This window comes from Klebsiella sp. C349492, from assembly GCF_042055345.1.
GTDB classification, from domain to species: Bacteria; Pseudomonadota; Gammaproteobacteria; order Enterobacterales; family Enterobacteriaceae; genus Klebsiella; species Klebsiella scottii.
Window position 1 is genome coordinate 524,723 of sequence record NZ_JANQCE010000002.1, and the last position, 26,441, is coordinate 551,163.

Below are 26,441 nucleotides of genomic sequence, written 5' to 3' on the forward strand. Positions count from 1 at the left end.
ATTACAATCGGTAATAACAAAATGAGCAATAAGCCACTGATTCCTGAGAGTAAACTCCCTTCACTGGGCACCACTATTTTTAGCCAGATGAGCGCTCTTGCGCAGCAGCATCAGGCGATAAATCTTTCACAAGGCTTCCCGGATTTTGACGGGCCGCGCTACCTGCAGGAGCGACTGGCTTTTCATGTCGCCCAGGGCGCCAACCAGTACGCCCCGATGACCGGCGTACCGGCGCTGCGCGAAGCCATCGCCGATAAAACCGCCGAGCTTTACGGCTACCGACCGGACGCCAACAGCGATGTGACCGTTACGGCGGGCGCAACCGAGGCCCTGTATGCGGCCATTACCGCCCTGGTGCGTAGCGGGGATGAGGTGATCTGCTTTGACCCGAGCTACGACAGCTATGCCCCGGCGGTTGAGCTCTCCGGCGGCGTGCTGAAGCGCATTGCCCTGCAGCCGCCGCATTTTCGCGTTGACTGGCAGGAGTTTGCCGCCGCGCTGAGCGAGCGTACCCGGCTGGTGATCCTCAATACCCCGCACAACCCGTCGGCGACGGTCTGGCAGCATGAGGATTTCGCCGCGCTGTGGCAGGCGATTGCCGAGCGTGAGATTTACGTGGTCAGCGATGAAGTCTACGAGCATATCTGCTTTGCGGCGCAGGGACACGCCAGCGTGCTGGCCCATCCGCAACTGCGCGAGCGGGCGGTAGCGGTCTCTTCCTTTGGTAAAACTTTCCATATGACCGGCTGGAAGGTCGGCTACTGCGTCGCGCCTGCGGCGATCAGCGCCGAGCTGCGTAAAGTGCATCAGTATCTGACGTTCTCGGTGAACACGCCGGCGCAGCTGGCCATCGCCGATATGCTGCGTCACGAACCGGAGCACTATCGTCAGCTGCCTGCGTTCTATCAGCAGCGTCGCGACCTGTTTATCGAGGCCCTGCGCGCCAGTCGCCTGGAGATATTACCCTGCGAGGGCACCTACTTCCTGCTGGCAGACTACAGCGCGGTTTCCGATCTCGACGACGTCAGCTTTTGCCGCTGGCTGACGACTGAAATCGGCGTGGCGGCGATCCCGCTGTCGGTGTTCTGCGCCGATCCGTTCCCGCACAGGCTGATTCGGCTGTGCTTTGCCAAGCAGCCGGCAACCCTGCTGGCCGCCGCGGAGCGTCTGCGCCAGCTGTAGCGCGCCGGCGTCGGGTCGCTGAGAGAATTGATGGTCGCCGGACGTTTTAAGCCGACCATTAATTTTCTCCGATGGCTGTTTTCGCTATTTTATTTTTCTGATTTATGTGCGGATATTCACGTGGTCGATAATTAACGGCGGCCACTTTTATTATAATGCCGCCTCTTTAATAAGAGAGGCTAAAACAGGGTGGTCCATCTGCACCCGATTATAAATCATATGAATCATCGCCCGGGGAATATCCGCCGGAGCAGGTATTATTCTCAGCCTGAGGTCGAAGAGCTGCGGGGTTGACGCAATTTTTGGCATAAAGCCGATAAAATCAGTCTGGCTAATAATATTGAGGATGGCAATGTGTGAGTCGCTGCTGAAGGCAATATTTCGTTCGGGGAACAGTTTCTCAAGCCAGTAGTCAACCGCCTGCATCCCCGCCTCTTTGGTCAGATAGTCAGTAAAGCTCTCCCGCGCAATGGCTTCTGCGGAGGTGAATTCGGCTATTCGCGGATGATTCTGCCGGCAGACCAGCACCATCTCTATTTCCTGAAACGGCAGGCATACGGTGGTCGGGCTGGCAAGCGGTGAAAGGCTAAAAATCAGATCGGCTTTGCGGTAGGCGAGCAGGCTCTCCGCCGACTCCGAGGCGAGCTGAAGGTCGTGGTGCTCCACCTGCAGGTTGGGGTCACGGTAGAGCGTGCTGATGAGCGTTGCGGAGGAGGGCGAGAGGAAAAACTGCGGGCTGTAGATAACAAAGCGTTTTCTCAGTTCGGCGCCGTGGACGATATTGATCGTCTGCTCAAGCTGGTTGAGATTTTTTTCCAGATGATGATGAAGGTTAACCGCCAGGGTGGTGGGGCTCATCCCTTTACCGGTGCGGATAAACAGCGGATCGTTGAGCTGATTGCGCAGGCGCTGCAGCGACTGGCTGACGGCTGAAGGGGTAATAAATAAGGTTCCTGCGGCCTGGCTTATACTTAAATGCTGATAGATACATTCAAAAATAACCAGTAGGTTAAGATCGAACTTTTTAAGTTCGTAAAGTTTAGCCATTGCTAGCATCCTGTCCGTTGCTGTGTCTGGTGCGAATTATTATCTTTTTATTCTATTTTTTTATTATATTTAATTTGCGTAGCGATTGATGGGCTGAATTATTTAAGGCCGGTTTTATTAATGACTCTGAATGTATACGACGAAAAGTGATTTAGCCAGACCCTTTTTGGGCGAGTAGTCCGGCTAAAAAGGGTCTGACGGGACGCTTTATTTTTCGCCCATCATCACCTGGAGCTTATCCGCTTCCGGTAAGCCGACAACCTGCTGCAGCATATTTTCTTTATTCATATAGTAAATAGCCGGCGTGGCGTTAGCCCCTAGCCGATCCATCAGCTGCTGGTTTTGGTTGAGGATGCGCATTTTTTCCGCCGGGATGTCCGCCGGGATCTCAACTTTCATTTTCCCGGCCGATTTTTCGTAATCGTGCCAGGTTTTTGCCGGATCGCGGCTGGCGAGAATGGCGGCGGCCACCGGCGTACTTTCCGGTTTGATAACGCCTACCAGCAGCGTGCGAATCTGCACTTTCCCCGACTCCACCCAAGGTCGAGCCTGTTGCCAGAACTGCTTGCAGTACGGGCAGAAGGGATCGGCGAAGACGTACAGGATAATCGGCGCCTCTTTTTTGCCGTCAAGCAGCCAGCTGGCGGCCTCCATTTGCTTCCACATCTGCTGGCCCGCCGGAGTATAGAGCTCTTTCTGGAACAGCTGTTCGCTAAGATTGGTGCCGTTTTCGTCATACATGTAGCCGGAGATGGCGTGCTTGCCGTCAGGCGTCAGATAGATAGCGACGCCCATATCCTGATATTTACCCAGCCAGCCTTTCACTCCGCCCGGCGCTTCGAAGGGTTTAATGATGGTAATACCCTGTTTTTCTATCGCTTTTACGGGGGCAGGGAGATCTTCTGCATAGCTGCAAAGGGGCAAAAGGCTCAGGAAAAGCAGACGTTTTAACATGATTATTCCTTGTGAAATCAATGTATAAGGCACAGCAGATGATGGAACCTATCGCAGCTATAGGCAAGACCTGCGCCCGGGCAGATTGCCCTTTGCTGAGGCGGGTGGTGTAATCGCCCATGCTGTTACATTAAGGTAATGTAGAGCGCAACGCATAGCCAGCTTGCCTGGCGCTGAAGCTACCTGCGGGTATTTCAGGTAATAGGGCCGCCTGAGAGGGCGGCCTTTTTACTTTATCGGCTTAGCGGGTGCGTTCGGCGGCGCGACTTGTCCCGACGGGTTCACAAAGTTGTCTTGTTGCGGTTGTTAGATATTGCTTATTGATTTGATAATGCAAACGCATTGGTCGGGTCAGGAAAAATTAGTTACCTTAGACCTCAACGAAAACACGGAGGAAGTATAGATGTCCTTAATTAACACTAAAATCAAACCTTTCAAAAACCAGGCGTTCAAAAACGGTGAATTCATCGAAGTTACCGAGAAAGATACCGAAGGCCGCTGGAGCGTTTTCTTCTTCTATCCGGCTGACTTCACCTTCGTATGCCCGACTGAACTGGGTGACGTTGCTGACCATTACGAAGAGCTGCAGAAACTGGGCGTAGACGTCTATTCCGTCTCCACCGATACCCACTTTACTCACAAAGCATGGCACAGCAGCTCTGACACCATCGCTAAAATCAAGTATGCGATGATTGGTGACCCGACTGGCGCCCTGACCCGTAACTTCGAAAACATGCGTGAAGACCAGGGCCTGGCCGACCGCGGCACCTTTATCGTTGACCCGCAGGGCATCATTCAGGCGATCGAAGTTACCGCTGAAGGTATCGGCCGCGATGCGTCTGACCTGCTGCGTAAAGTGAAAGCAGCTCAGTACGTTGCTTCTCACCCAGGCGAAGTTTGCCCGGCTAAATGGAAAGAAGGCGATGCGACTCTGGCTCCGTCCCTGGACCTGGTCGGCAAAATCTAAAATTTCCATGTCTTTCACGCCATGGCGGCGTTGGCGTCACCTGCTCACCCCGGTCACTTACTTATGTAAGCTCCCGGGGATCCCCAGGCTAGCCGCTTTGCCCTGACGCGAAATCCAAAGGGAAATTGATACCGAATAACGGGTGTTTTATTACGCCCGTTTTTCTTCCAAACCCCATGATGCAAGCCGCATTCAGGCAGCCGTGAGGCCGCTTGCATGATGACGTTTTAAGAGAGGGATAACGAGATGCTCGACGCAAATATGAAAACCCAGCTCAGGGCCTACCTTGAGAAACTGACCAAACCTGTTGAGCTGATTGCTACGCTGGACGACAGCGCTAAATCGGCAGAAATCAAAGAGCTGCTGGCGGAAATCGCTGAGCTGTCTGAGAAAGTGACGTTTAAAGAAGACAACACGCTCGCCGTGCGCAAACCGTCTTTCTTGATAACTAATCCAGGTTCTACCCAGGGGCCGCGCTTTGCCGGTTCTCCGCTGGGGCATGAGTTTACCTCTCTGGTTCTGGCGCTGCTGTGGACCGGCGGTCATCCGTCGAAAGAGACCCAGGCCCTGCTGGAACAGATCCGCGACCTTGACGGTGATTTTGAGTTTGAAACCTACTACTCGCTCACCTGCCATAACTGCCCGGACGTGGTGCAGGCGCTGAACCTGATGGCGGTGCTGAACCCGCGCATTAAGCATACGGCGATTGACGGCGGGACGTTCCAGAATGAGATTACCGATCGTAACGTGATGGGCGTTCCGGCGGTCTTTGTCAACGGCAAGGAGTTTGGCCAGGGGCGCATGACGCTGGCGGAGATCGTCGCGAAAGTTGACACCGGCGCGGAGAAACGTGCCGCAGAAGAGCTGAACAAGCGTGATGCTTACGACGTGCTGATTGTCGGCTCCGGCCCGTCCGGTGCGGCGGCGGCGGTTTACTCGGCGCGTAAAGGGATTCGTACCGGCCTGATGGGCGAACGTTTCGGCGGCCAGGTGCTGGATACCGTGGATATCGAAAACTACATTTCGGTACCTAAAACCGAAGGTCAGAAGCTGGCCGGGGCGCTGAAGGTTCACGTCAATGAATATGATGTCGACGTCATTGACTCACAGAGCGCGTCGAAACTGATTCCGGCGGCGGTAGAAGGCGGCCTGCATCAGATTGAAACCGCCTCCGGCGCGGTGCTGAAGGCGCGCAGTATCATCATCGCCACCGGCGCTAAATGGCGTAACATGAACGTGCCTGGAGAAGACCAGTACCGGACGAAAGGGGTGACCTACTGCCCGCACTGCGACGGCCCGCTGTTTAAAGGCAAGCGCGTGGCGGTGATCGGCGGCGGTAACTCGGGCGTCGAGGCGGCAATCGATCTGGCGGGCGTGGTGGAACACGTTACGCTGCTGGAATTCGCGCCTGAAATGAAGGCGGACCAGGTGCTGCAGGACAAAGTCCGCAGCCTGAAAAACGTCGATATCATTCTTAACGCGCAGACCACGGAAGTGGTCGGCGATGGCAGTAAAGTGACCGGATTGCAGTATCGCGATCGGCTGAGCGGTGATGAGCATCACGTCGAGCTGGCGGGGATCTTCGTACAGATTGGTCTGCTGCCTAATACCACCTGGCTGGAAGGCGCGATTGAACGTAATCGGATGGGTGAAATTATCATCGATGCGAAGTGCGAAACTAACGTCAAAGGCGTGTTCGCGGCGGGCGACTGCACCACCGTACCGTACAAGCAGATTATTATCGCCGCCGGCGAAGGGGCAAAAGCATCCCTGAGCTCGTTCGATTATCTGATTCGGACAAAAACCGCATAATAAAAGAGAGTAAGATCGACCTGCACAGCAAAGAGGCTACCCACCGGTAGCCTCTTTTTTTATCGCCTTTCTTCACGCCGTCGGCAGGCGAGCGGCGTCTCCCGCTTATCGGACAACCATTACCGGGATATGCGCGTGGCGAATGACGCTCGAGGCATTAGAACCGAGCAAATGGGTGCTGATAGACGGATTGCGTGAACCAATGACGACCACGTCGGCGTTAATTTCGTTAGCCAGCTCGTTCACCATATCCCGCACGTTGCCGAAGCGTACGTGCTTTTTAATTCGTGAGGGATCGATGCTGAAGTGCCCGGCCATGGTGGTTAGCCGCGTTTCCGCCTCATGCTGCAGATGTTCTTCAAAGCGGCGCAGGTCGGCGGTGAATCGACTCATGGTGAAGCTGGATGAGCCTGGCAATACGTGGAGCAGGTGAATAATTCCGTCCTGCTGGGCCAAAAACTCCGCATGGCGGACGGCTTTGTCGCTTAACTCCATCTCAAAAACGTCAACCGGCATAATGATTGTTTTATACATATGCATTCCTCCTTGTTCGACTGTTTCTATATCAACATATTATACGAAGATATTGTGCCATTCAGGTCGCAAAACTGTCAGCTGAGGCTCAGGGCGGCGTAAAAGTTTGTCAGAGCAGGGAGGGGCAGAAAGAGGATGCGAAGACATCCTCTGAATAAAGCGCAGAACGCCTCAGGCGGCGGGAGGGTTAGCGGTGAAATTCACCCGCGGCTTCAGGCTGGTACAGCAGTTCCAGGACTTCGAGGTGCGCAGAGGCGCCGCCCGGTAATTCCCAGTGAATGGCGCTGCCGACCTTCAGGCCCAGCAGCGCGGCGCCGACGGGGGCGAGTACCGAAAGCTGGGTGGCGCTATCGGTTACCTGCGAGGGGAAAACCAGCGTCCGCACGCGCTCTTCGCCGTTGGACAAATCACGGAATCTGACGGTGCTGTTCATGCTGACGACATCATGCGGCATCGCTTCCGGCGCCAGCATTTGTGCGCGATCCAGCTCGTCGTTCAGCGCATCGGCGACCGGTGAACTGGCGAACGCCGGCTGCTCGAGCAGTCTGTCGATGCGTTCGGCATCGAACTCATTGATGATGATTGCGGGTCTGGTCATTGCGTACTCCATGTTATCCAGGAACCTGTCCGTAAAAGAAAACCCTCACCGAAAATGGCAAGGGTTAATGTCTTCCCATCATACTGAGACTTGTCGGCGGTTTGAAGTGATTAAACGCACATTAAGCAACGATCGCGAACGGCATCATATGAAATTTATGCTGCTGCCGTCGCAGTAAGAAAAATTGTCTTATCCTTTTTAGGCGATATCAGGCACGTCCTTTCCAATACATGCAGGAGGACTCTATGAGCGGTTTTGACAAACTTACTCTCGATGACGGCAGCTATCTCTATTTTAAAGACTGGGGGAGCGGGCAGCCGGTTGTATTTAGCCACGGCTGGCCGCTAACGGCTGACGCTTTTGAAGATCAGATGCTGTTTCTGGCCGATAACGGATTTCGGGCGATAGCGCACGATCGCCGTGGTCATGGCCGATCGGCCCAGCCCTGGGACGGCCACAACATGGATCGCTATGCTGACGATCTGGCTCAGCTGACGGCACATCTCGACCTGCGCGATGCGGTGCACGTCGGCCATTCGACCGGCGGTGGCGAGGTGGCGCGCTATATCGGGCGCCACGGGACCGAAAGAGTGGCAAAAGCGGTGCTTATCAGCGCCGTGACGCCGATAATGATCCGCACGGATTTTAACCCGGATGGCGTGCCCAAAGAGGTATTTGACGGCATCAGAGAGGGCGTTATCGAGGATCGCGGCGCGTTCTTCTATGAGCTGACCGCCGCGTTCTACGGCTACAACCGGGACGGGGCTAAAGAGTCAAAAGCGGTACGCGAAGGGTTTGTCGAACAGGGGCTGCAGGGATCGATTAAGGCGCTCTATGACTGTATCAAAGCTTTCTCGGAAACCGATCTGCGCGAGGATCTGCGCAAGATGACCATTCCGACCCTGGTTATCCACGGCGATGACGACCAGATCGTACCTTTCGAAACCTGCGGTAAAGCGGCGGCGCAAATATTGCCAGACGCCAGATTAACCGTCTATAAAGGCGGGTCGCACGGGATTTGCACGACCCACAAGCATCAGATAAATCAGGATTTACTGGCGTTCATTCGCGAATGAAGCCTCTGTGGCGGCTGGCGCCGCCGCATGATTAATTACCGACCTTATCCAGAACAAACTGCTTACCGCAGTTGCCCGGATGGGGTTGGGGCAGGAAGGCATCGGCGGAGAGCGGCGTATTGATAGCCGCGGCCTTAATGGCGATCTGTATTTCGGTTAAATAGGCCGGATTGCCGTTGCAGGTCAGCTTGAACGCCTTAACGCTCTGTTTTCCGTAGGCCTGGGCGATGGCCGCATCGAAGTCCTCGCGGCTGATGCTCTGCCCGTAGCGTTGCGCCAGGAATGTCCCGAGGGCGCTGCGCTTCACTTCACCGCCGAGGCGGACCATCGTGCCGAAGTAGCTGTCAGGATCGAAGCCAAAACAGACGCCGTGTTTCGCGTACTCGTAGCGCTCAAGGCAGGAGTTGCCGCCGGCACCGGGCATCACGCTGTTGAGCTTATTGGCCATCTCCAGCGACAGGCCGGTTTCCGCTGCCTGGCATTTCCGCCCGGCTTTGACTTCCGGCATATTGGGTATCGGGCGCGTGGCGCAGCCAAAACGCATCCAGCGGCGATCGTCCACGCCGCGAGCGGCGATGGATTTCGGCAGGCCCGGCCACAGGCCGTGCACGGTAAGATGATCGGTTTTGTTGGCCGTCTCCTGCTGCAGACGGCACTCTTCCGGCTCGCTGCGGTTTCGGTCATGCATGCTCTGGCAGAAACCGGTTTGCCAGGATAAGGCCAGAACGTAGCGGTCGAAATCGCCGTATTGTGTTGCGGTGAGCGGTTCAGCGCCGACCTGAGTTGCCGTTAGCAAGAGGGCAATGGCGACGAAATCCTTCCTGAACATTTTTATTCCTGATAGTGGATGGTAATGAGTTCCTCGAATTATTAAAGCATAAAAAAGGCGCCTGCTGGCGCCTTTTCACGTTTATTGAACGGTGGTTCCGGGCACCAGAATCTCGGTGGCGATAATCACCACCAGCAGGCCAACAAGAACCGGTACCGAGGTCCGTTTCACCACTTCAAATGGCGAGATTTTTGCCATCCCGGCGACGGCGACCACCACGCCCGATACGGGGGAAATGGTACGCCCGAGGTTCGACGCCTGCAGCATCGGGATCGACAGGTAGGCCGGGTTAATACCCGATGAGTGCGCCAGCTTGGGGATCATCTCAACGAAGGCGTAAAACGGCGCGTTGCCTGAACCGGTTGTCATGGCTGCCAGCATCGTCAGCACGACCAGCACCAGCATCAGAATGATGCTGGCGGAGCCAAACGAGGTCGCAATCGAAATCAGGCTATTGATAAAGCCGATGGTGCTCAGGCCTTGGGCAAAAACGCCGGCGGCGACCAGCAGCATGACCACGCCGGCAAAGGCGTCGGCCATGCCGCGATAGGCGGCTTCCAGTCCGCTAAAGACGTTTTTGGTGTTAAAGCCGCGGCAGAATTCCAGCACCGCCGCCAGCAGCATGCAGATAACCAGGATGGCAATAATATGCAGCTCCGGGCCCCATTTCCCGTCGAAAATCAGCACGCCGATAATGGGCGTGAAGGGCAGAATGGCATAGAAGGAGGGGGCGGTAGTGGTTATCTCGTTCACATCGAGCATTTCGTGGGAGGCGTTCTCTTTTTTATCCAGATAGCGCTGCCAGAAAAAGTGGGCAATCGCCATACTGACAATCGCCACGATGGAGATCGGCAGCGTGGTTTTAAAGGCAAAGTCGATGAGCGGCATTTCGGCGGCCTTCGCGGCCAGGACGACATCGCCGGAGGTCGGGGAGAGGATAATGGCCGCCGGGGAGGCGCAAATGGCCGCCGCCGCGCCGCGGCTGATGCCGACGTTCACCATCACCGGGAACAGCGTTGCCATCAGCAGGACGCCGAGGCCGGTCGCCGAAGAGACGGCCAGCGACATCAGGCAGGCGACAAAATAGGCGGCGATCATCAGCAGGTAGGGGGAGTTAATGTAGCGCAGGGGCTTCGAGGCCAGTTTGACCACCATGTCGTTGGCGCCGATATGCGTCATGTAGGTGGCAAATCCGCAGAGCATCATGATCATCATGCCGAGGTCGCCGCCGCGGCTCATCAGCAGAATTTTGATGTATTCGATGATGTCGGTTGCGGAATAGCCCGTGCTTTTCGCCTCGCCGGGTAAAATTTTATGTCCCATCAGCGCGCTGACGATAAGCAGCGTCAGACCGCCAACAAAGAGCACGCCGGTGGCGGAATACCCTTTGATGATATAGCGGGCGACGCCCACAATGACCACAATCCCGATAAGGATCTCAACTAGCGTAAGCATTATTTTACCCCTGAACCATTAACCCAAAGAATCTGCTGATAAATAAGGTTGTGCAAAAATTAAGTCAGGGAATGTGCCGAATAAATCGACGAAACATGCTGATGCAAATCAATAAACTGATGAGAATTATCTAATCATCAGCCGGTGCGGGGGCGCTATCACAAAGTCGACGGGCAGGGTTGTTGCGATTTGGTAGGCGGTAAATCAAGACTTTGCCGTATTTCGTTAAGGTTATATTAAGATTATATTTGCTACTTTATTCCGCTTTAAAATCGATATTGGTAATTGAGAAGTGTTAAGACTACGTTATGTTGTACTGTTTTTGCTCAGTTTTTCCGGGCTGCTGCTCTCCAGTGGGATAGCAAATGCGTCATTCAGCTCGACGATTCGCGATGGCTATAGCACCTTAAGCGATAACGTCGTTGAGACCTGGCAGGAGCCTGAACACTACGACCTGTATATTCCCGCGATCACCTGGCACGCCCGTTTTGCCTATGACAAAGAAAAAACCGATGCGTATAACGAACGTCCCTGGGGGGCGGGTTTCGGCGTGTCGCGCTGGGATGATAAAGGCAACTGGCATGGCCTGTATCTGATGGCGTTTAAGGACTCGTTTAACAAATGGGAACCGATCGCCGGCTACGGCTGGGAGAAAACCTGGCGTCCGCTCGCCGACGATAACTTTCATCTTGGACTCGGCTATACGCTCGGGGTGACCGCGCGCGATAACTGGAACTATATTCCGCTGCCGGTGGTTTTGCCGATGGCGTCTATCGGCTACGGCCCGGCGACGTTCCAGATGACCTATATCCCCGGCACCTATAACAACGGTAACGTTTACTTCGCCTGGGCACGCTTTCAGTTTTAAATCCGCAATAGCTTAGTGATAAAAGAGATGAGCACTATGTTGTGTGGAAAAACAATAACTAAAGCGCAACCACTAAAAAAGATAGCGACTTTTGTCACTTTTTAGCAAAGTTCGACTGGACAAAAGGCACCACAATTGATGTACTGGATCGCGACACAGTATCAGTGTCTTTTTTTCATATAAAGGTAATTTTGATGTCTAAGATTAAAGGTAACGTTAAGTGGTTTAATGAGTCCAAAGGATTCGGTTTCATTACTCCGGAAGATGGCAGCAAAGATGTATTCGTACATTTCTCTGCAATCCAGTCCAACGGTTTCAAAACTCTGGCTGAAGGTCAGCGCGTAGAGTTCGAAATCACTAACGGTGCCAAAGGCCCTTCTGCTGCAAACGTAAACGCTATCTAAGCAACGCGTCAGTAGAATATAAAAACCCGCAATTTGCGGGTTTTTTTTTGCCTGTTTTTAACGACTGGCGGCATGAGAAAACAGCCAGAACGCCGCTGCCGTCATGGCGAATGAACCCAGTAGATTGACCAGGATATTGAGCAGGGCCCAGCTGAAACGTCCCTGCTGCAGCAGAAACACCACTTCCGCTGAGAAGGTGGAGAAGGTTGTCAATCCGCCGCAAAAGCCGGTGGTGATGAGCAGCTTCCACATCGGGTCGATATCGGTCAGTCGGTTAAACCAGGCCAGACCGGCACCAATGATAAATGCGCCCAGCAGGTTGGCCGTTAGCGTGCCAACGGGAATGGCATGGTGCATTGGATTAAACTTCATGCCTAACCACCAGCGCAATACGCTGCCGGTGCCGCCGCCAAGAAAAACGGCTAAAAGTAGTTGTGACACTCTCATTCCCTGCTATTTGGTTAATACCGGGAATTGAGTGTAGCGCGCAAAATGCGTCGCTGGCTATGAATTCGCGAACGGGAGATTAAGATGCTGGTTGCTGCTGGACAATTTGCCGTCACCTCGGACTGGCGGACGAATGCGCTGACCTGCGTAGCGCTGATGGCTCAGGCCGCCGGGCAGGGAGCATCGCTACTGGTGTTGCCCGAGGCGCTGTTGGCGCGTGACGATAACGACCCTGATCTATCGGTTAAATCGGCGCAGGAGGTGGATGGCGGCTTCTTACAGCTGCTGCGCGAGGAGAGCCGTAATAACGGCTTAACCACGATTTTGACGATTCACGTACCTTCTGGCGAGGGACGAGCGGCTAATACGCTGGTGGCGATACGCCGCGGCGAGGTTATCGCGCAATACCAGAAGCTACACTTATACGATGCGTTTAATATACAGGAGTCGCGGCGCGTTGATGCCGGCCTGCAGATCCCGGCGCTGATTGACGTCGACGGGGTTCGGGTTGGCCTGATGACCTGCTATGATTTGCGCTTCCCGGAGCTGGCGTTAAGCCTCGCGCTGAGCGGCGCCGAGATCCTGGTTCTCCCCACCGCATGGGTAAGAGGGCCAATGAAGGAGCATCACTGGGCGACGCTGCTGGCCGCTCGGGCGCTGGATACGACCTGCTATATCGTGGCGGCGGGCGAGTGCGGCAGCCGTAATATTGGCCAAAGCCGGATTATCGATCCGCTCGGCACGACGCTGGCCGGCGCGGCGGACCGGCCGCAGATGATTTTTGCCGACGTTTCCGTGGATTATCTTCGCCAGGTGCGCGAGCGCTTGCCGGTGCTGCAGAACCGCCGCTTTGCGCCACCGCAATTATTGTGACGTTTTTTTAAACAGAGCTTGATTCACCTTGTTACAGATTGCTATTGTGTCCGCGCGTCAAATAGCCGTTAATTGTTCGCGTGTATGATGGCGTATTCGCAGATTGTTTTAGAGAAGAAGGTTAGCTATGGGTGAGATTAGTATTACCAAACTGCTGGTTGTCGCAGCACTGATTATTTTAGTGTTTGGTACCAAAAAACTACGTACGCTGGGTGGAGACCTGGGTTCGGCTATCAAAGGCTTTAAGAAAGCCATGAACGACGACGATAGCGCGAAGAAAACCAGTGCGGAAGAAGAAACTCCGGCACAGAAGCTCTCTCATAAAGAGTAATTAAACGCCTGCTCCCCGACAGCGGGAGCAGGCTGCCGCCAGGCGTCAGCCTGCACGGATAAGAGGCCGCAGCGATTATCGTTGCGGCCTCTTTTTATATCCAGCAATGTTATTGGCAGAAAAAATGCAACTGACTGTAACCGCGCCGGCGGATTCGCTGTTGGCAAAAAGATGGCGTAACGGAAGGAGAGCTGACCGCCGCACGCGGGAAACGTGCAGCGGTCGAGGTTGTGAGTGAATTACTTCACTTCCATCCCTTTGGCCTGCAGATCGGCGTGATAGGACGAACGGACGAACGGGCCGCAGGCGGCGTGGGTGAAGCCCATCGCCATCGCTTCGGCTTTCATCTCTTCGAACTCGTCCGGGCTAACGTAGCGCTGTACCGGCAGGTGGTGACGGCTCGGCTGCAGATACTGGCCTAAGGTCAGCATCGTGACGCCGTGGCGACGCAGGTCGCGCATAACTTCAACGATTTCAGCGTTAGTTTCGCCGAGACCGACCATCAGACCCGATTTGGTTGGGATCTCCGGATGCGCTTCTTTGAAGTTTTCCAGCAGCTTTAACGACCAGTTGTAATCGGCGCCTGGGCGTACCTGGCGATAGAGACGCGGCACGTTTTCCAGGTTGTGGTTAAAGACGTCCGGCGGCGTAACCTTGAGGATTTCCAGCGCGCGATCCATACGGCCGCGGAAGTCCGGAACCAGAGTTTCAATCTTAATCGACGGGCTTTTCTCACGGATAGCGCTGATGCAATCGGCGAAATGCTGAGCACCGCCGTCGCGAAGGTCATCGCGGTCGACGGAGGTCACGACGACGTACTTCAGGCCCATGTCGGCGATGGTTTGCGCGAGCTTCTGCGGTTCATTAGCATCAGGCGTCACCGGACGACCGTGCGCGACGTCGCAGAACGGGCAGCGGCGGGTGCAGATAGCACCGAGGATCATAAAGGTTGCCGTTCCGTGGTTGAAGCATTCCGCAAGATTCGGGCAAGAAGCTTCTTCGCACACGGAGTGCAAACCGTTCTTACGCATCGCTGCTTTGATACCCTGGATACGGGACGAGTCAGCCGGAAGTTTGATTTTCATCCATTCCGGTTTTCTGAGCAGAGCTTCACGCTCAGTTGCCACGTTTTTCACCGGGATAAGGGCCATTTTATCGGCGTCGCGGTACTTAACACCGCGTTCCATCACAATGGGTTTACTCATAGCGTGCGTGTTCCAGTTGCGAGTACGAAGGAAAACGAATTAATTCAAGTAAATGTTGTATTTATCAACTATTTTTGAATCAAGGACAGGCAGTATACCATTGATATGGGACAGAAAGCAGCCTACCTGTTCGGCAAATTGTAAAATAGTTGTTGTTTTATGCTTTCCCTCACGTGCGGTATGGTTTAAAAAGCCTGACGAATCGCCTCAATGACCTCATTTAGCAACGGTTCCTGGGCGCTGAGTTTGTTGTAATGCAGTGAAATATCGATATTTTCATCCGCGAGCGGCGGGTAGTCCAGCGCCGCCAGGGGCCACGTTTTGGCCAATAGCGAAAACATTCGCTTCGGCATCAGCCCCAGCATATCGCTCGCGCTAACCAGCGCTGCCTGAGTTAACAGATTGTAGCTGCTAAAACCGCAGCGGCGCTCCCCTGGCAGCTCCTGCAGCCGACGGTGCAGCGCCGCATAGCGCTGGCCCTCGGGCAGCAGCAGGGCAAACTCGTACTGACGAAGATGCTCTTCGTTGTACGGCATACCCAGCGCCGGATGCGCCTCACGGCAATACATCATCACCCGATCCTGAAACAGGACGTGATGCACGATCGACAGGCCGCTGTGCGCGTAGCTGTCGATCAGTAAATCCACCTGGCGCTGATTGAGCTGGCTGGTGGCGTCGATAATGGCGACATTATGCAGCAGCACCTGCGGGAAGCGAGGCTTCAGGGCTTGCGCAATTGTCGGCATGACCAGCGCGCCGACGGTGGGCGAGGTGGCGATGGTGATGACCCGCTGCTGATGCGGGCTACCGGTTAAATCCAGCGCGCTGAGGAAGGCTTCCATGCCTTGACTGATGTACTGATGGAGGTGCGTCGCGTAAGCGGTCGGCGTCACCCCCTGACCCTTGCGGATAAACAGCGGGTCGGGAAACAGCGCGCGGAGTTTATTCATCGACTGGCTAATGGCCGAGGGGGTGATATTCAGCACCCTGGCCGCATTCACGATGCCTTTGTGCACGTATACGGCTTCGAAAATAGTCAGTAAATTCAGATCAATATTACGCAGAATGCGGAATACCTGGCGATCGTTGAGCCGTTCGGTGGGTTCCGGTTGCGGATGATTTTTTTCCACTCTGCGCCTCCTGTCATAGCGAATAGCGCAAGTATAGCGGTCAGCGACGCCGCCGTTTGTGGCAATTAATTGCAAATATAATGGCTTAACGAAAGTCAGGCGCAAAACGCGCCCCGGGAAGCCGGGACGCGCGGATTTACCCTGCGGGAACGTACTCGTGCGGCGGGTTGTTGAGCAGCGCCAGCAGGTTGGCGACCAGGCGCGGCGCCACGATTTGCGGCACCGCTTCGGGCTGCCACTGGCGCATTTGCGCCATTTCCATTCCGGCGTAGCCGCAGGGATTAATCCGCAGGAACGGCGAGAGATCCATCGCGATATTTAGCGCCAGGCCGTGGAATGAGCACCCTTTGCGAATGCGTAAGCCCAGCGAACAGATCTTTTGCTCGCCGACGTAAACGCCGGGCGCATCGGCACGCGGATGGGATTCAATGCCATACTCCGCCAGCGTATTAACCACGGTCTGCTCGAGCAGCGTCACCAGTTCGCGCACGCCCAGCTTGCGGCGTTTGAGATTTAGCAGCACGTACATCACCTGCTGCCCCGGCCCGTGATAGGTCACCTGGCCGCCGCGATCGCTTTGAATGACCGGAATATCACCCGCCACCAGAACGTGTTCCGCTTTTCCCGCCTGGCCCTGGGTAAAGACCGGATGATGTTCAACCAGCCAGATTTCATCGAGGGTTGTCTCATCGCGCGAGTCGGTAAAGTCGTGCATTGCCTGAGAGACAGGAGCGTAAGGCTGCAGGCCGAGTTGCCGAATGAGGATTTTATTGTGCTGCAAAACAACGTCTCCGCACAGATAAGTGATTTAAGGCAGCGAGTATATCACAGCGGGGAAGGGGATTACCCGGCGCGGGGCCGGGTAACGGGATGGGTTACAGCACCATCCGGACGATCTCGATATTACCCAGCTCTTCGTACAGGGTTTCGACCTGTTCGATATGGGTGGCGTTGATGGTGATAGAAACCGAGTGGTAGTTACCTTTGCTGCTCGGCTTTACCTGCGGAGAGTAATCACCAGGCGCATGGCGCTGTACCACTTCCACCACCTGATCAACCAGCTCAGGCAACGCCTGCCCCATTACTTTGTAAGTAAATGGAGTAGGGAATTCAAGCAGTTCGTTAAGTTTGGTTTTCATGTCAGCTCCGGTGTTACGACAAAAAATAATAACTCCCACAAGATGTGGGAGTTATCAGGTTACTTTGATAGTTAGTATATGGGGATGTAAATCACACTTTCAAGCGTTCGATTTTTAACCAAACCAGTGGTGGAACATTAACTTAATGTAATCAATCATTTTGCCGAAGAAATTGCCTTCCGGGATCTCCTGCAGCACAACCAGCGGGCGCTGATCGATAGTTTTGCCGTCCAGCTGGAAATTAATGGTACCGACAACCTGGTTTTTCTGCAGCGGTGCGTGCAGCTCGGTATTGTTCAGTACGTAGCTGGCTTTCAGATCTTTCATCCGACCGCGCGGAATGGTCAGATACACGTCCTTATCGACGCCCAGCGATGCGCGATCGCTATCGCCAAACCAGGCCGGCTCGGAAGAGAACTCTTTGCCCGCTTTCAGCGGATTCACGGTTTCAAAGAAGCGGAAGCCCCAGGTCAGCAGCTTTTTGCTTTCTGATTCACGGCCTTTATAGGTGCGACCCCCCATCACGGCGGAGATCAGACGCATCTGGCCTTCGGTCGCCGATGCGACGAGGTTATAGCCCGCTTTATCCGTGTGGCCGGTTTTAATACCGTCGACGTTGAGGCTGTTATCCCACAGCAGCCCGTTACGGTTGAGCTGGCGGATACCGTTGAAGGTGAACTCTTTTTCTTTGTAGATGGTGTATTCGTTCGGCACGTCGCGGATCAGCGCCTGGCCAATCAGCGCCATATCGCGCGCGGAGCTGAACTGACCTTCGGCATCCAGGCCGTGAACGGTCTGGAAGTGGCTGTTTTTCAGGCCGAGGGCGTTGACGTAGCTGTTCATCAGGCTGACGAAAGCGTCCTGGCTACCGGCAACGAAGTCCGCCATCGCGACGCAGGCATCGTTCCCTGACTGCAGGTTGATGCCGCGGATCAGCTGAGAAACCGGCACCTGCATGCCTGGTTTGAGGAACATCAGGGAGGAGCCTTTAAATACCGGGTTACCGGTTGCCCACGCGTCGTTGCCCACGGTGACCAGATCGGACTCTTTGAATTTACCCGCTTTCATGGCCTGACCAATAACGTAGCTGGTCATCATTTTGGTCAGACTCGCCGGGTCGCGGCGTGAATCGGCGTTATTTTCCGCCAGCACTTTGCCTGAATTGTAATCGATAAGTATCCAGGATTCGGCGTCAATCTGCGGCGCGCCAGGGATCATGGTTTTGAGATTCAGGTCATCGGCGTGGGCTGCGGAGGAGAGCGCGGCAACGGAGAGGGCCGTAACGAGTAAACGTGCGGTGAAAGAGATCTTCATGGTCTGAACAACGGCATCCGTGATGGAGTTAAAAAAGTGCCTTACTATAACAAATGCTCTGCGGACCGGCATCCGACATTGCGCATGACTTTGTTAACGATTTTGTCATGCCCAATGCGATACGGACGGCGGTCCGACGCGTTTAGTTGGCGTGAGTAATAAATGACTGCAGCTGAGCTTCGCTTTGCAGGCGCTGCTGGACGGTACTGGCCTGCGGTTTGCTGCCGAATGGACCCAGCTGAATACGCCACACCGCGCCGTTTTGCACCACGCGGCCGGGAACCGAGAACTGCTGGCTCAAGCGCTGCTGGTACTGTCGGGCGCGCGCCTGGTCGCTAACGGCGCCAACCTGCACCACATAATCACCGCTGGCAGCAGCGCTGGAGCTGGTAGAGGCGGCGGCAACCGCAGTCGTCGCGGCGGCGGCTGGCGCAACGCTGCCCTGGATGGACCCGGGAGCGGTGACCGGCGCGGTTGATGCCGCAGCCTGAGCGACGGGTTCACTGCCTTCCAGCACGCCGTTATTCAACGGCGTCGGGGCGCCAAGGAAGCCGCTGCTGTTGACCGGTGCGCCGACGCTATCGTCTGATTTCAGCGTCGAGTTGCTGATGGCGCGCACGTCGGTTTGCACCGGCTGATCGGCTGAGACGCTGGTGCCGCCGTCCAGATCCGGACGCGCCGGTAGCGCATAGGTTTGTTTGGCGACGGTGGTACAGGCCATTCCCGGGCCTGAGAGCGAGCCGTCCGGCGCGACGACGATCGGGTCGATGCGCACTTTGGTATTATTCGAGGTGTTCAGGCGATCGGCGGAAGCGCGCGAAAGCGATATCACGCGATCGTTGCCGTACGGGCCGCGATCGTTAATGCGCACCACGATCATCCGGCCGTTGGCGACGTTAGTAATACGCGCGTAGCTAGGGATCGGCAGCGTAGGATGCGCAGCGGTGAGCTGGGTAGGATCGAAGGCTTCACCGGATGCGGTCAGGTTGCTGTTGGGCTCAGCATCATAAATCGCCGCCAGGCCGGTCTGGGTGAAATTAGACGGGTCCTGCACGATTTTATAGCTTTTACCGTCGCGTTCGTAATCCTGATTCGCCGTCGGATTCGGCGCTTCATAATGCGGATCGGCGCCGCTGATTTCTACGCTTGGGCCATTACATACCGCCGGCTGCGGTGTGCTGACGGTTTTTTGTTGAACGTCTTCACCCGAACATGCCGCCAGCAGCCCTGCTGCTATGCAGATCCCCAGCCATTGCTTACGCATTGCGAACCCCTTTAAACGCTTTTCGACAACATTTTTCTGTGGGTGTGGATCGACATTACGATACCAAACCCGGCCATCAAGACGATCAGGGCTGAGCCCCCGTAGCTGACCAGCGGCAACGGTACCCCCACCACTGGCAAAATACCACTCACCATACCAATATTTACGAAGACATAAACGAATAAAATCAACATTAAACCACCGGCCATTACCCGGCCAAAGGTGGTTTGCGCCTGGGCGGCAATCCACAGCCCGCGCATAATGAGCAGGATATAGAGCGCCAGAAGCACCAGCACGCCAATCAGCCCAAGCTCTTCAGCCAGTACCGCGAAGATAAAGTCGGTATGTCGTTCCGGCAAAAATTCCAGCTGCGATTGGGTACCGTGCAGCCAGCCTTTCCCGCGCAATCCGCCGGAGCCAATAGCAATTTTAGACTGAATAATATGATAGCCGGCGCCCAGCGGGTCGGTTTCCGGGTCGAGCAGCATCATAACGCGCTGACGCTGATAGTCGTGCATCAGGAAGAACCACAGAATAGGGATAAACGCGGCGACCAGCACCACCGCTACGCCGATCAGGCGCCAGCTCAGCCCGGAAAGGAACAGCACAAACAGGCCGGAGAGGGCGATAAGAATAGAGGTCCCGAGGTCAGGCTGAGCCGCAACCAGCAGGGTCGGCAGGAAAATCAGCACCAGCGCAATGGCGGTATTTTTCAGCGAGGGCGGGCAAACGTCGCGGTTAATAAAGCGCGCCACCATCAGCGGAACGGCGATTTTAGCGATTTCCGAGGGCTGGAAACGAACGATGCCGAGATCCAGCCAGCGCTGGGCGCCTTTCGAGATAGCGCCGAAGGCATCCACCGCCACCAGTAAAATAATACAGAATATATAGAGATAGGGCGCCCAGCCTTCATAAACGCGCGGCGGGATTTGCGCCATGACGATCATAATCACGAAACCCATCGCGATCTGGCCGATTTTACGTTCCATCATCCCGATATCCTGGCCGCTCGCGCTCCAGATAACCAGCGCGCTGTAGGTCAGCAGCGCCAGCAGTATCAGCACCATCGTCGGGTCAAGATGGATTTTATCCCATAGCGATTTTTTGTTTGGATTATCGGTCATTATTGATCCTCCCCCGCCGTCACCGCCGGGTTTTCACTCGGCAGATTCGTGTTGTTATCACCCAGCATAATGTGATCGAGAATCTGGCGCATAATCGTACCGACCGCCGGGCCTGCGCCGCCGTTCTCGAGAATGATCGCCACGGCAACCTGGGGGTTGTTGTAAGGAGCAAACGCCGTCATGAGTTTATGGTCACGCAGGCGCTCAGCGATTCTGTGCGCGTTATAGGTTTCATTGGCCTTCAGGCCAAAGACCTGTGCCGTACCGGATTTCGCCGCGATTTTATAAGGCGCGCTGGCGAAGTACTTATGCGCGGTACCGTTGCCGCGGTTGGCAACGCCGAACATTCCGTCTTTGGCTATCTCCCAAAAACCGGAGTGAATATCGCCGACCGGCGGCTCGTGCGGCTGAACCCACGGCACCTGCTTGCCGTCTTCCACGGTGCTTTGCAGCAGATGCGGCACTTTTACCACGCCGTCGTTAATCAGGATCATCAGCGCCTTGTTCATCTGAATCGGCGTTGCGGTCCAGTAGCCCTGGCCGATACCGACCGGAATGGTGTCCCCCTGATACCAGGGCTTTTTAAAGCGCTTCAGCTTCCATTCACGGGTGGGCATATTCCCGGAGCGCTCTTCCGACAGGTCGATGCCGGTATAGTGGCCGTAGCCGAATTTATTCATCCATTCCGACAGGCGGTCGATGCCCATATCATAGGCAACCTGATAGAAATAGGTATCCGCAGACTCTTCCAGCGCTTTGGTCACGTTCAGGTGCCCGTGGCCCCATTTTTTCCAGTCGCGGTAGCGTTTATCGGAACCGGGCAGCTGCCACCAGCCGGGATCGAACAGGCTGGTATTGCGGGTGATAACGTTGGCGCTCAGCGCCGAGACGGCAACGTAAGGTTTCACCGTCGAGGCAGGCGGATAGACCCCCTGGGTGGCGCGGTTGACCAGCGGCGTATTCGGATCGTTTAGCAGCCCGGAGTAGTCCTTGCTGGAGATACCGTCAACGAACAGGTTCGGATCGTAGCTCGGGGTGGAAACCAGCGCCAGAACGCTGCCGGTGCGCGGATCGGTCACTACCACCGCGGCGCGGCTGCCGGCCAGCAGCGTTTCAATATACTGCTGCAGCTTGAGATCGAGGGTTAAATAGATATCGCGCCCGGCCTGCGGCGGTACCTCTTTGAGCTGGCGAATGACGCGGCCGCGGTTGTTGACCTCTACCTCTTCGTAGCCGGTCTGCCCGTGCAGGACGTCTTCATAGTAGCGTTCGATACCCAGCTTGCCGATATCGTGGGTTGAGGCGTAGTTAGCCAGCTTGCCTTCTTTATCCAGGCGATCGACGTCTTTATCGTTAATTTTTGAGACATAGCCGATAACGTGGGTGAGGGCGGAGTTGTAGGGGTAATAGCGGCGCTTATAGCCTTTAACTTCGACGCCGGGAAAGCGGTACTGGTTGACCGCGAAACGGGCAACCTGCACTTCCGTCAGGTTAACCTTGACCGGAATAGAGGTGAAGCGATGGGAACGCGAGCGCTCCTTTTTAAAAGCGGCGATATCATCATCCGTGAGATCAATGACGTTACGCAGCGCGTCCAGCGTCTGCTGCACGTTATCGACTTTCTCCGGCATCATTTCAAGCTGGTAGATGGTGCGGTTCAGCGCCAGCGGCGTGCCGTTACGGTCATAGATAATGCCGCGGCTTGGCGGGATGGGAACCAGCTTGATACGGTTTTCGTTCGAGCGCGTCTGATAGTCCGTGTAACGGACTATCTGCACGTTATAAAGATTGGCAACCAGTATGCCGGTAAGCAGCAAAATCCCCAAAAAAGCGACCAGCGCCCGGCGCACAAACAGCGAGGATTCAGCCGTATAGTCGCGGAAAGAATTCTGTAATTTCATTCGCTGCTTAGTCTACCCTGGTCATCATTATTCACGGTGGTAAGGGTGGTTGGTTGTAATACTCCACGCCCGATACAGGCTCTCCGCAACCAGTACGCGTACCAGCGGGTGAGGCAAGGTCAGGGTGGAGAGCGACCAGCTCTGTTCCGCCGCGGCTTTACACGCCGGAGAAAGCCCCTCCGGGCCGCCGATCAGCAGGCTGACATCGCGGCCATCTTGCTTCCAGCGCTCCAGCTCGCGCGCGACCTGCGGCGTATCCCACGGTTTCCCCGGAATATCCAGGGTCACGATGCGGTTTTTACCCGCCGCCGCCAGCATCATTTCCCCTTCTTTTTCGAGGATACGCTTGATATCGGCATTTTTACCGCGTTTACCGGCGGGGATTTCCAACAGCTCGAACGGCATATCTTTTGGAAAACGACGCAGATACTCACTAAAGCCGGTCTGAACCCAGTCCGGCATTTTGGTGCCAACGGCCACCAGCTGCAGCTTCACGCATTAACTCCAGAGTTTTTCCAGCTCGTACAGACGACGGCTCTCTTCCTGCATGACGTGAACCATGACGTCGCCAAGATCGACAACAATCCAGTCGGCGGCGCTTTCGCCTTCAACGCCCAGCGGCAGCATGCCGGCGGCGCGAGACTCTTGTACCACGTGGTCGGCGATGGACATTACGTGGCGCGTAGACGTGCCGGTGCAAATAATCATGCAATCTGTAATGCTGGATTTGCCATGAACGTCAATGGCTACGATGTCCTGACCTTTCAGGTCATCAATTTTGTCGATAACAAAATCCTGGAGTGCTTTACCCTGCAAGAGTTCCCCCTGGGTGAGTGAAGAGTGACAATAATAAACAGCCTGGCAGTATACCTGAACTCATAAAGAAGTCGGGATAAATGTCTGCCAACGGGCGTTGGAGGCGGCTATCATCCCATCCATCGCCGTCGATTGCATCGCCATTTTTGTAAAACATCTGTATGGCGGATACCTTCAGGCTGCGGAGAATAACAGCCTGCTCTGACCTGTCAATGGTCTGGGCTGAATTCTTCTTCCGCCCGCCAGACGGCCCGGCTATTTAGTACCCGCAGCGTGGTGAAATCTGCGCGAAGATCGAGCATGCTCCACGCGCCGTGCTCGATGGGGAAATGCCACATCGCCGCCGCTGGCATCTCCAGCAGCAGGGCGGTTAACAGGCTAAGCACGCCCTGATGGCCGACGATGAGCAGATGGTCAAGATGCTGATACTGCGCCAGCTCCTCGCTAAATACCGCTACCCGGCGGGCAAAATTCTGAAAACTCTCGCCGTTGGTCGGCGCCGCGTGCTGCCAGTCCGCGCACCAGGCGGCATAGTTTTCCGCATCTTCGTGCTGCAAATCCCGATGGTGGCGCATTTCCCAGTCGCCGAAGAACATCTCATTGAGGCCAGGAATAATCTCGCGGGGGATCTCTCTGCCGTCCAGTAGCAGGCTGGCGGTGCGCTGGGTACGCTCAAGCTCGCTGCAAAGAACGCGGTCGAACGGAACCGCCTGCAGGCGTTGACCAAGCCAGCTGGCCTGGGCCTCGCCGCGTTCGGTCAGGGGGGTTGGGGCCCGTCCGCTGTACAGACCGGCGGCGTTAGCCTGGGTTTCGCCATGACGAACTAACCATAATCTCATGATCATCCTCACTGAGCCGAAAGGGGAGCGCTGGCCGGGCACCCGCGCTGAGGGTTAGCAATAAAGCTTTTGCTGATGGATGTAATCCAGGACGGCTGCCGGCAGCATATCGGCACAGGATTCGCCTTGTTCAAGCCGCTGGCGAATGAGGGTGGCTGAAATATCAAACCACGGCGTTTCCGCCAGATAGATAGCCCCGGCGGGACGGCGGTGCAGCTGCTCGACATCGTGCGTTAAATGCTTATCAAGCCACTGCTGGTCCTCCGGGCGCTGCATTACCAGCGGATAGCCCGGACGGCGGCAAACGATCAGGTGCACGTTATCAAGAATGCTGGCGTAGTTGTGCCAGGTCGGGAAGGTGAGCAAAGAGTCCTGGCCGATGATAAATGCCAGCGACGGCTTTGGCCCCTGCTCCTGGCGCCACTCCTGCAGCGTTTGCGCCGACCAGGAGGGCGTCTGGCGCTGCAGTTCGCGCTCATCCAGCACGAACAGCGGATTGTCAGCGATAGCCAGTTCGAGCATATGCTTGCGCTGGGCGCTGGTTGCCTCGGGCTGTGGACGATGCGGCGGCACGTTGTTAGGAACGATAATCACTTTTCCCAGGCCGATCTGATTTGCCAGAATCTCGACCGGTTTGAGGTGACCGTAATGCACCGGATCGAAGGTACCACCGTACATTGCCTGCAGCTGCGCCATATCAACCATCAATAAACACGTCCGCCAGCGCTTTGTGGCAGAGCAATAAGGAAAGACTCTCTAACTCGGGCCAGATGCTGGTTCCGTAATCCTGCTTGAAGGTGAGCTCTGTGCGGGTAAGCAGGGTGACGGCCTGACGCAGCTGATCGCTACCGAGGCGCGTGAGCGCGTCAGTCAACAGCGGCCGGCGGTTTTGCCACACGCGATGCTTATCGAACAGCGAGCGCAGCGGCGTATGGGCCGACTGGCGCTTCAGGTTCACCAGCAGCAGCAGTTCTCGCTGCAGCGTACGCAGCAGGATTGCGGGTTCGCTGCCTTCGAGCCGGAGCTGCTGCAGAATATGCAGCACGCGCTTGCTTTTGCCTGCCAGCAGCGCATCGACCCAGTGATACGGCGTAAAGTGGGCGGCATCGTTTACCGCCTGCTCTACGCGCGGCAGCGTGAGCTTGCCGTCTGGCCACAGCAGGGACAAACGCTCCAGCGCCTGCGACAGCGCCAGCAGGTTGCCTTCGTAGCAGTAGCACAGCAGCTGGCTGGCCGCGTCGTCAAGCTGCAGATTGTTCTGCTTTGCGCGCGCGGCGAGCCAGCGCGGCAGCTGGGCATATTCCGGCGTTTGACAGCTTACCTGTACCGCGCGGCTGGCGAGGGCGGTGATCCAGGCGGCGTTCTCCTGCGCTTTGGTCAACTTACTGCCGCGCACAATCAGCAGCAAATCGTCATGCAGCATGCCGATAAGCGTCGCCAGCTGTTCGTTAATGGCCGCATTGGGGCCATTTTCAGGCAGGATCAGGAGCAGCGTCTGACGGCTGGCGAACAGGCTCATGGCCTGACTCAGCGAGAAGAGAGCGTGCCAGTCGGTGCTGGCGTCGATCGTAGCGGTATGGTGTTCGATAAAGCCCTGAACGGCAGCGGCTTCGCGAATGGCATCCTGACTTTCCTGCAGCAGCAGAGGATCGCCACCCAGCAGTAAATAGGCCGCGCGCAGCCCTTCATTGAGCTGCGCGCGGAGCTGTTCCGGGTACAACCGAATCATCAGTTACCCAGCGTGGTGGAGACGCGATTGCCGGAGGTGGAGGAGGCTGGGGTCGTGGTGACCGGCTTCTCCTCGCCTTTGGTGGCTTCGACATCCGCAACGTGGACGCTTGGCAGCTTACGAATCAGCTGCTCTGCCGCTTTGTCGTACATCTCCTGGATTATCATATCCTGCTCGGCATCTTTCGCTAACGCCGCCTGCGGGTTATCGAAGAACGAGCGGTAGACTTTCGTCGTGATCGGATAGATATCATGGCCCGGGATCAGCACGCTGGCATGAACCGTCATCACCATCTGGTATTCCGCGGTACGCCCGTCCTGGAAAATGGAGGCCGTATCTTTCTGAATAGATGATGATTCCAGACGCAGAGAAGGAACATCCTTACGCAGCGTGCTGCCATCGATCAGTTCAACCCCGTTCAGGCGCAGCTGGTTACGCACCGAACGGCTCAGCGGGCCATTCGGATCGCCCGACTGGAAGATCATGGTTTTCATTGCGGTTGGGACCTGGGTAGTACTCCGCAGGTGCCAGCCGCATCCGGCGGTGATTAACACCGCCAGAGATAACAACAATGTTGCCAGATATCGCACGCTTCCTCCTGCG

Annotated in this window: 29 protein-coding genes; 8 read left to right on the plus strand and 21 right to left on the minus strand. The window is 55.8% G+C overall.

Annotation, left to right across the window (positions count from 1 at the left end):
- Positions 1-36 precede the first annotated feature (36 nt).
- Positions 37-1,182 (plus strand): pyridoxal phosphate-dependent aminotransferase, encoded by a 1,146-nt coding sequence (locus NWP14_RS10105; RefSeq protein WP_166646131.1) that lies wholly within the window; start codon positions 37-39, stop codon positions 1,180-1,182.
- Positions 1,183-1,332: 150 nt separating this feature from the next.
- Here the strand turns inward: NWP14_RS10105 and NWP14_RS10110 are convergent, their stop codons facing one another.
- Positions 1,333-2,229 carry a LysR family transcriptional regulator gene (locus tag NWP14_RS10110; RefSeq protein ID WP_095094979.1) on the minus strand — a complete coding sequence of 299 codons (897 nt, stop codon included), beginning with the start codon at positions 2,227-2,229 and terminating at the stop codon, positions 1,333-1,335.
- Positions 2,230-2,436: 207 nt separating this feature from the next.
- Positions 2,437-3,183, minus strand: a complete 747-nt coding sequence (dsbG, locus tag NWP14_RS10115) for a thiol:disulfide interchange protein DsbG (RefSeq protein WP_375215276.1) — start codon at positions 3,181-3,183, stop codon at positions 2,437-2,439.
- A gap of 403 nt (positions 3,184-3,586) precedes the next feature.
- On the opposite strand from dsbG, the gene ahpC reads away from it, so the two are divergent.
- A complete protein-coding gene (gene ahpC, locus NWP14_RS10120; RefSeq protein ID WP_095094985.1) occupies positions 3,587-4,150 on the plus strand; it encodes an alkyl hydroperoxide reductase subunit C in 564 nt (187 codons plus the stop codon).
- 246 nt (positions 4,151-4,396) lie between these two features.
- Positions 4,397-5,962: an alkyl hydroperoxide reductase subunit F gene (ahpF, locus tag NWP14_RS10125; RefSeq protein WP_095094988.1), complete on the plus strand. Its 1,566-nt coding sequence runs from the start codon at positions 4,397-4,399 to the stop codon at positions 5,960-5,962.
- 105 nt (positions 5,963-6,067) lie between these two features.
- Here ahpF and uspG read toward each other — a convergent pair whose 3' ends face one another.
- On the minus strand, positions 6,068-6,496 hold the full coding sequence (gene uspG / locus NWP14_RS10130; RefSeq protein WP_045854448.1) for a universal stress protein UspG: 429 nt from the start codon (positions 6,494-6,496) through the stop codon (positions 6,068-6,070).
- A gap of 187 nt (positions 6,497-6,683) precedes the next feature.
- Positions 6,684-7,094: a nucleoside diphosphate kinase regulator gene (gene rnk, locus NWP14_RS10135; protein WP_095094991.1), complete on the minus strand. Its 411-nt coding sequence runs from the start codon at positions 7,092-7,094 to the stop codon at positions 6,684-6,686.
- 245 nt (positions 7,095-7,339) lie between these two features.
- Here rnk and NWP14_RS10140 point away from each other — a divergent pair, with 245 nt between their 5' ends.
- On the plus strand, positions 7,340-8,170 hold the full coding sequence (locus tag NWP14_RS10140) for an alpha/beta fold hydrolase (protein ID WP_095094994.1): 831 nt from the start codon (positions 7,340-7,342) through the stop codon (positions 8,168-8,170).
- 31 nt (positions 8,171-8,201) lie between these two features.
- On the opposite strand, the gene rna is transcribed toward NWP14_RS10140, so the two are convergent.
- Both rna and dcuC read right to left on the minus strand, forming a co-directional pair.
- A complete protein-coding gene (rna, locus tag NWP14_RS10145) occupies positions 8,202-8,999 on the minus strand; it encodes a ribonuclease I (protein ID WP_375215277.1) in 798 nt (265 codons plus the stop codon).
- Positions 9,000-9,080: 81 nt separating this feature from the next.
- Entirely contained in the window at positions 9,081-10,454 is a 1,374-nt protein-coding gene (dcuC, locus tag NWP14_RS10150) for an anaerobic C4-dicarboxylate transporter DcuC (protein WP_375215278.1), read from the minus strand.
- Positions 10,455-10,746: 292 nt separating this feature from the next.
- Here dcuC and pagP point away from each other — a divergent pair, with 292 nt between their 5' ends.
- The gene (gene pagP / locus NWP14_RS10155; protein ID WP_095095003.1) at positions 10,747-11,322 is read left to right on the plus strand and encodes a lipid IV(A) palmitoyltransferase PagP; all 576 of its coding nucleotides are present in this window, start codon (positions 10,747-10,749) and stop codon (positions 11,320-11,322) included.
- Positions 11,323-11,516: 194 nt separating this feature from the next.
- Entirely contained in the window at positions 11,517-11,726 is a 210-nt protein-coding gene (gene cspE, locus NWP14_RS10160; protein WP_004859511.1) for a transcription antiterminator/RNA stability regulator CspE, read from the plus strand.
- A gap of 57 nt (positions 11,727-11,783) precedes the next feature.
- Here cspE and crcB read toward each other — a convergent pair whose 3' ends face one another.
- Entirely contained in the window at positions 11,784-12,167 is a 384-nt protein-coding gene (gene crcB, locus NWP14_RS10165) for a fluoride efflux transporter CrcB (RefSeq protein ID WP_045854454.1), read from the minus strand.
- Between the two features lie 90 nt (positions 12,168-12,257).
- Here crcB and NWP14_RS10170 point away from each other — a divergent pair, with 90 nt between their 5' ends.
- On the plus strand, positions 12,258-13,046 hold the full coding sequence (locus tag NWP14_RS10170) for a deaminated glutathione amidase (protein ID WP_095095006.1): 789 nt from the start codon (positions 12,258-12,260) through the stop codon (positions 13,044-13,046).
- A 127-nt stretch (positions 13,047-13,173) separates the two neighbouring features.
- On the plus strand, positions 13,174-13,377 hold the full coding sequence (gene tatE, locus NWP14_RS10175; protein WP_076944924.1) for a twin-arginine translocase subunit TatE: 204 nt from the start codon (positions 13,174-13,176) through the stop codon (positions 13,375-13,377).
- A 239-nt stretch (positions 13,378-13,616) separates the two neighbouring features.
- On the opposite strand, the gene lipA is transcribed toward tatE, so the two are convergent.
- The 14 genes from lipA to lptE form a co-directional block, all read right to left on the minus strand.
- On the minus strand, positions 13,617-14,582 hold the full coding sequence (lipA, locus tag NWP14_RS10180; RefSeq protein WP_095095009.1) for a lipoyl synthase: 966 nt from the start codon (positions 14,580-14,582) through the stop codon (positions 13,617-13,619).
- A 185-nt stretch (positions 14,583-14,767) separates the two neighbouring features.
- A complete protein-coding gene (locus NWP14_RS10185; RefSeq protein ID WP_346431890.1) occupies positions 14,768-15,712 on the minus strand; it encodes a YbeF family transcriptional regulator in 945 nt (314 codons plus the stop codon).
- A gap of 136 nt (positions 15,713-15,848) precedes the next feature.
- Entirely contained in the window at positions 15,849-16,493 is a 645-nt protein-coding gene (gene lipB, locus NWP14_RS10190) for a lipoyl(octanoyl) transferase LipB (RefSeq protein WP_095095015.1), read from the minus strand.
- Between the two features lie 94 nt (positions 16,494-16,587).
- Positions 16,588-16,851 (minus strand): DUF493 family protein YbeD, encoded by a 264-nt coding sequence (gene ybeD, locus NWP14_RS10195; protein ID WP_041144576.1) that lies wholly within the window; start codon positions 16,849-16,851, stop codon positions 16,588-16,590.
- A gap of 114 nt (positions 16,852-16,965) precedes the next feature.
- Complete coding sequence (gene dacA / locus NWP14_RS10200) at positions 16,966-18,165, minus strand: D-alanyl-D-alanine carboxypeptidase DacA (RefSeq protein WP_045854459.1); 1,200 nt, start codon at positions 18,163-18,165, stop codon at positions 16,966-16,968.
- Between the two features lie 142 nt (positions 18,166-18,307).
- Positions 18,308-19,429, minus strand: coding sequence for an endolytic peptidoglycan transglycosylase RlpA (rlpA, locus tag NWP14_RS10205; protein WP_095095019.1), 1,122 nt, complete (start codon positions 19,427-19,429; stop codon positions 18,308-18,310).
- An 11-nt stretch (positions 19,430-19,440) separates the two neighbouring features.
- Positions 19,441-20,553: a peptidoglycan glycosyltransferase MrdB gene (gene mrdB / locus NWP14_RS10210; RefSeq protein ID WP_095095022.1), complete on the minus strand. Its 1,113-nt coding sequence runs from the start codon at positions 20,551-20,553 to the stop codon at positions 19,441-19,443.
- Entirely contained in the window at positions 20,553-22,454 is a 1,902-nt protein-coding gene (mrdA, locus tag NWP14_RS10215) for a peptidoglycan DD-transpeptidase MrdA (protein ID WP_095095025.1), read from the minus strand. Before mrdA ends, mrdB begins: the two co-directional genes overlap by 1 nt.
- A gap of 27 nt (positions 22,455-22,481) precedes the next feature.
- Positions 22,482-22,949 carry a 23S rRNA (pseudouridine(1915)-N(3))-methyltransferase RlmH gene (rlmH, locus tag NWP14_RS10220; RefSeq protein ID WP_041144581.1) on the minus strand — a complete coding sequence of 156 codons (468 nt, stop codon included), beginning with the start codon at positions 22,947-22,949 and terminating at the stop codon, positions 22,482-22,484.
- Positions 22,950-22,952: 3 nt separating this feature from the next.
- A complete protein-coding gene (rsfS, locus tag NWP14_RS10225; RefSeq protein WP_004859547.1) occupies positions 22,953-23,270 on the minus strand; it encodes a ribosome silencing factor in 318 nt (105 codons plus the stop codon).
- A gap of 209 nt (positions 23,271-23,479) precedes the next feature.
- Positions 23,480-24,109: an adenosylcobalamin/alpha-ribazole phosphatase gene (locus tag NWP14_RS10230; protein WP_331850563.1), complete on the minus strand. Its 630-nt coding sequence runs from the start codon at positions 24,107-24,109 to the stop codon at positions 23,480-23,482.
- Positions 24,110-24,163: 54 nt separating this feature from the next.
- Positions 24,164-24,814, minus strand: coding sequence for a nicotinate-nucleotide adenylyltransferase (gene nadD / locus NWP14_RS10235; protein WP_189339814.1), 651 nt, complete (start codon positions 24,812-24,814; stop codon positions 24,164-24,166).
- Positions 24,807-25,838 (minus strand): DNA polymerase III subunit delta, encoded by a 1,032-nt coding sequence (gene holA, locus NWP14_RS10240; protein ID WP_095095030.1) that lies wholly within the window; start codon positions 25,836-25,838, stop codon positions 24,807-24,809. Before holA ends, nadD begins: the two co-directional genes overlap by 8 nt.
- A complete protein-coding gene (lptE, locus tag NWP14_RS10245; RefSeq protein WP_095095033.1) occupies positions 25,838-26,428 on the minus strand; it encodes an LPS assembly lipoprotein LptE in 591 nt (196 codons plus the stop codon). Before lptE ends, holA begins: the two co-directional genes overlap by 1 nt.
- Positions 26,429-26,441 lie beyond the last annotated feature (13 nt).

Bases quoted from the DNA above. Each gene is read 5' to 3' on its own strand.
- NWP14_RS10110 (WP_095094979.1), bottom strand. From the start codon at position 2,229: ATGGCTAAACTTTACGAACTTAAAAAGTTCGATCTTAACCTACTGGTT.
- dsbG (WP_375215276.1), bottom strand. From the start codon at position 3,183: ATGTTAAAACGTCTGCTTTTCCTGAGCCTTTTGCCCCTTTGCAGCTAT.
- ahpC (WP_095094985.1), top strand. From the start codon at position 3,587: ATGTCCTTAATTAACACTAAAATCAAACCTTTCAAAAACCAGGCGTTC.
- ahpF (WP_095094988.1), top strand. From the start codon at position 4,397: ATGCTCGACGCAAATATGAAAACCCAGCTCAGGGCCTACCTTGAGAAA.
- uspG (WP_045854448.1), bottom strand. From the start codon at position 6,496: ATGTATAAAACAATCATTATGCCGGTTGACGTTTTTGAGATGGAGTTA.
- rnk (WP_095094991.1), bottom strand. From the start codon at position 7,094: ATGACCAGACCCGCAATCATCATCAATGAGTTCGATGCCGAACGCATC.
- NWP14_RS10140 (WP_095094994.1), top strand. From the start codon at position 7,340: ATGAGCGGTTTTGACAAACTTACTCTCGATGACGGCAGCTATCTCTAT.
- rna (WP_375215277.1), bottom strand. From the start codon at position 8,999: ATGTTCAGGAAGGATTTCGTCGCCATTGCCCTCTTGCTAACGGCAACT.
- dcuC (WP_375215278.1), bottom strand. From the start codon at position 10,454: ATGCTTACGCTAGTTGAGATCCTTATCGGGATTGTGGTCATTGTGGGC.
- cspE (WP_004859511.1), top strand. From the start codon at position 11,517: ATGTCTAAGATTAAAGGTAACGTTAAGTGGTTTAATGAGTCCAAAGGA.
- NWP14_RS10170 (WP_095095006.1), top strand. From the start codon at position 12,258: ATGCTGGTTGCTGCTGGACAATTTGCCGTCACCTCGGACTGGCGGACG.
- tatE (WP_076944924.1), top strand. From the start codon at position 13,174: ATGGGTGAGATTAGTATTACCAAACTGCTGGTTGTCGCAGCACTGATT.
- lipA (WP_095095009.1), bottom strand. From the start codon at position 14,582: ATGAGTAAACCCATTGTGATGGAACGCGGTGTTAAGTACCGCGACGCC.
- ybeD (WP_041144576.1), bottom strand. From the start codon at position 16,851: ATGAAAACCAAACTTAACGAACTGCTTGAATTCCCTACTCCATTTACT.
- dacA (WP_045854459.1), bottom strand. From the start codon at position 18,165: ATGAAGATCTCTTTCACCGCACGTTTACTCGTTACGGCCCTCTCCGTT.
- rlpA (WP_095095019.1), bottom strand. From the start codon at position 19,429: ATGCGTAAGCAATGGCTGGGGATCTGCATAGCAGCAGGGCTGCTGGCG.
- mrdB (WP_095095022.1), bottom strand. From the start codon at position 20,553: ATGACCGATAATCCAAACAAAAAATCGCTATGGGATAAAATCCATCTT.
- mrdA (WP_095095025.1), bottom strand. From the start codon at position 22,454: ATGAAATTACAGAATTCTTTCCGCGACTATACGGCTGAATCCTCGCTG.
- NWP14_RS10230 (WP_331850563.1), bottom strand. From the start codon at position 24,109: ATGAGATTATGGTTAGTTCGTCATGGCGAAACCCAGGCTAACGCCGCC.
- nadD (WP_189339814.1), bottom strand. From the start codon at position 24,814: ATGGTTGATATGGCGCAGCTGCAGGCAATGTACGGTGGTACCTTCGAT.
- holA (WP_095095030.1), bottom strand. From the start codon at position 25,838: ATGATTCGGTTGTACCCGGAACAGCTCCGCGCGCAGCTCAATGAAGGG.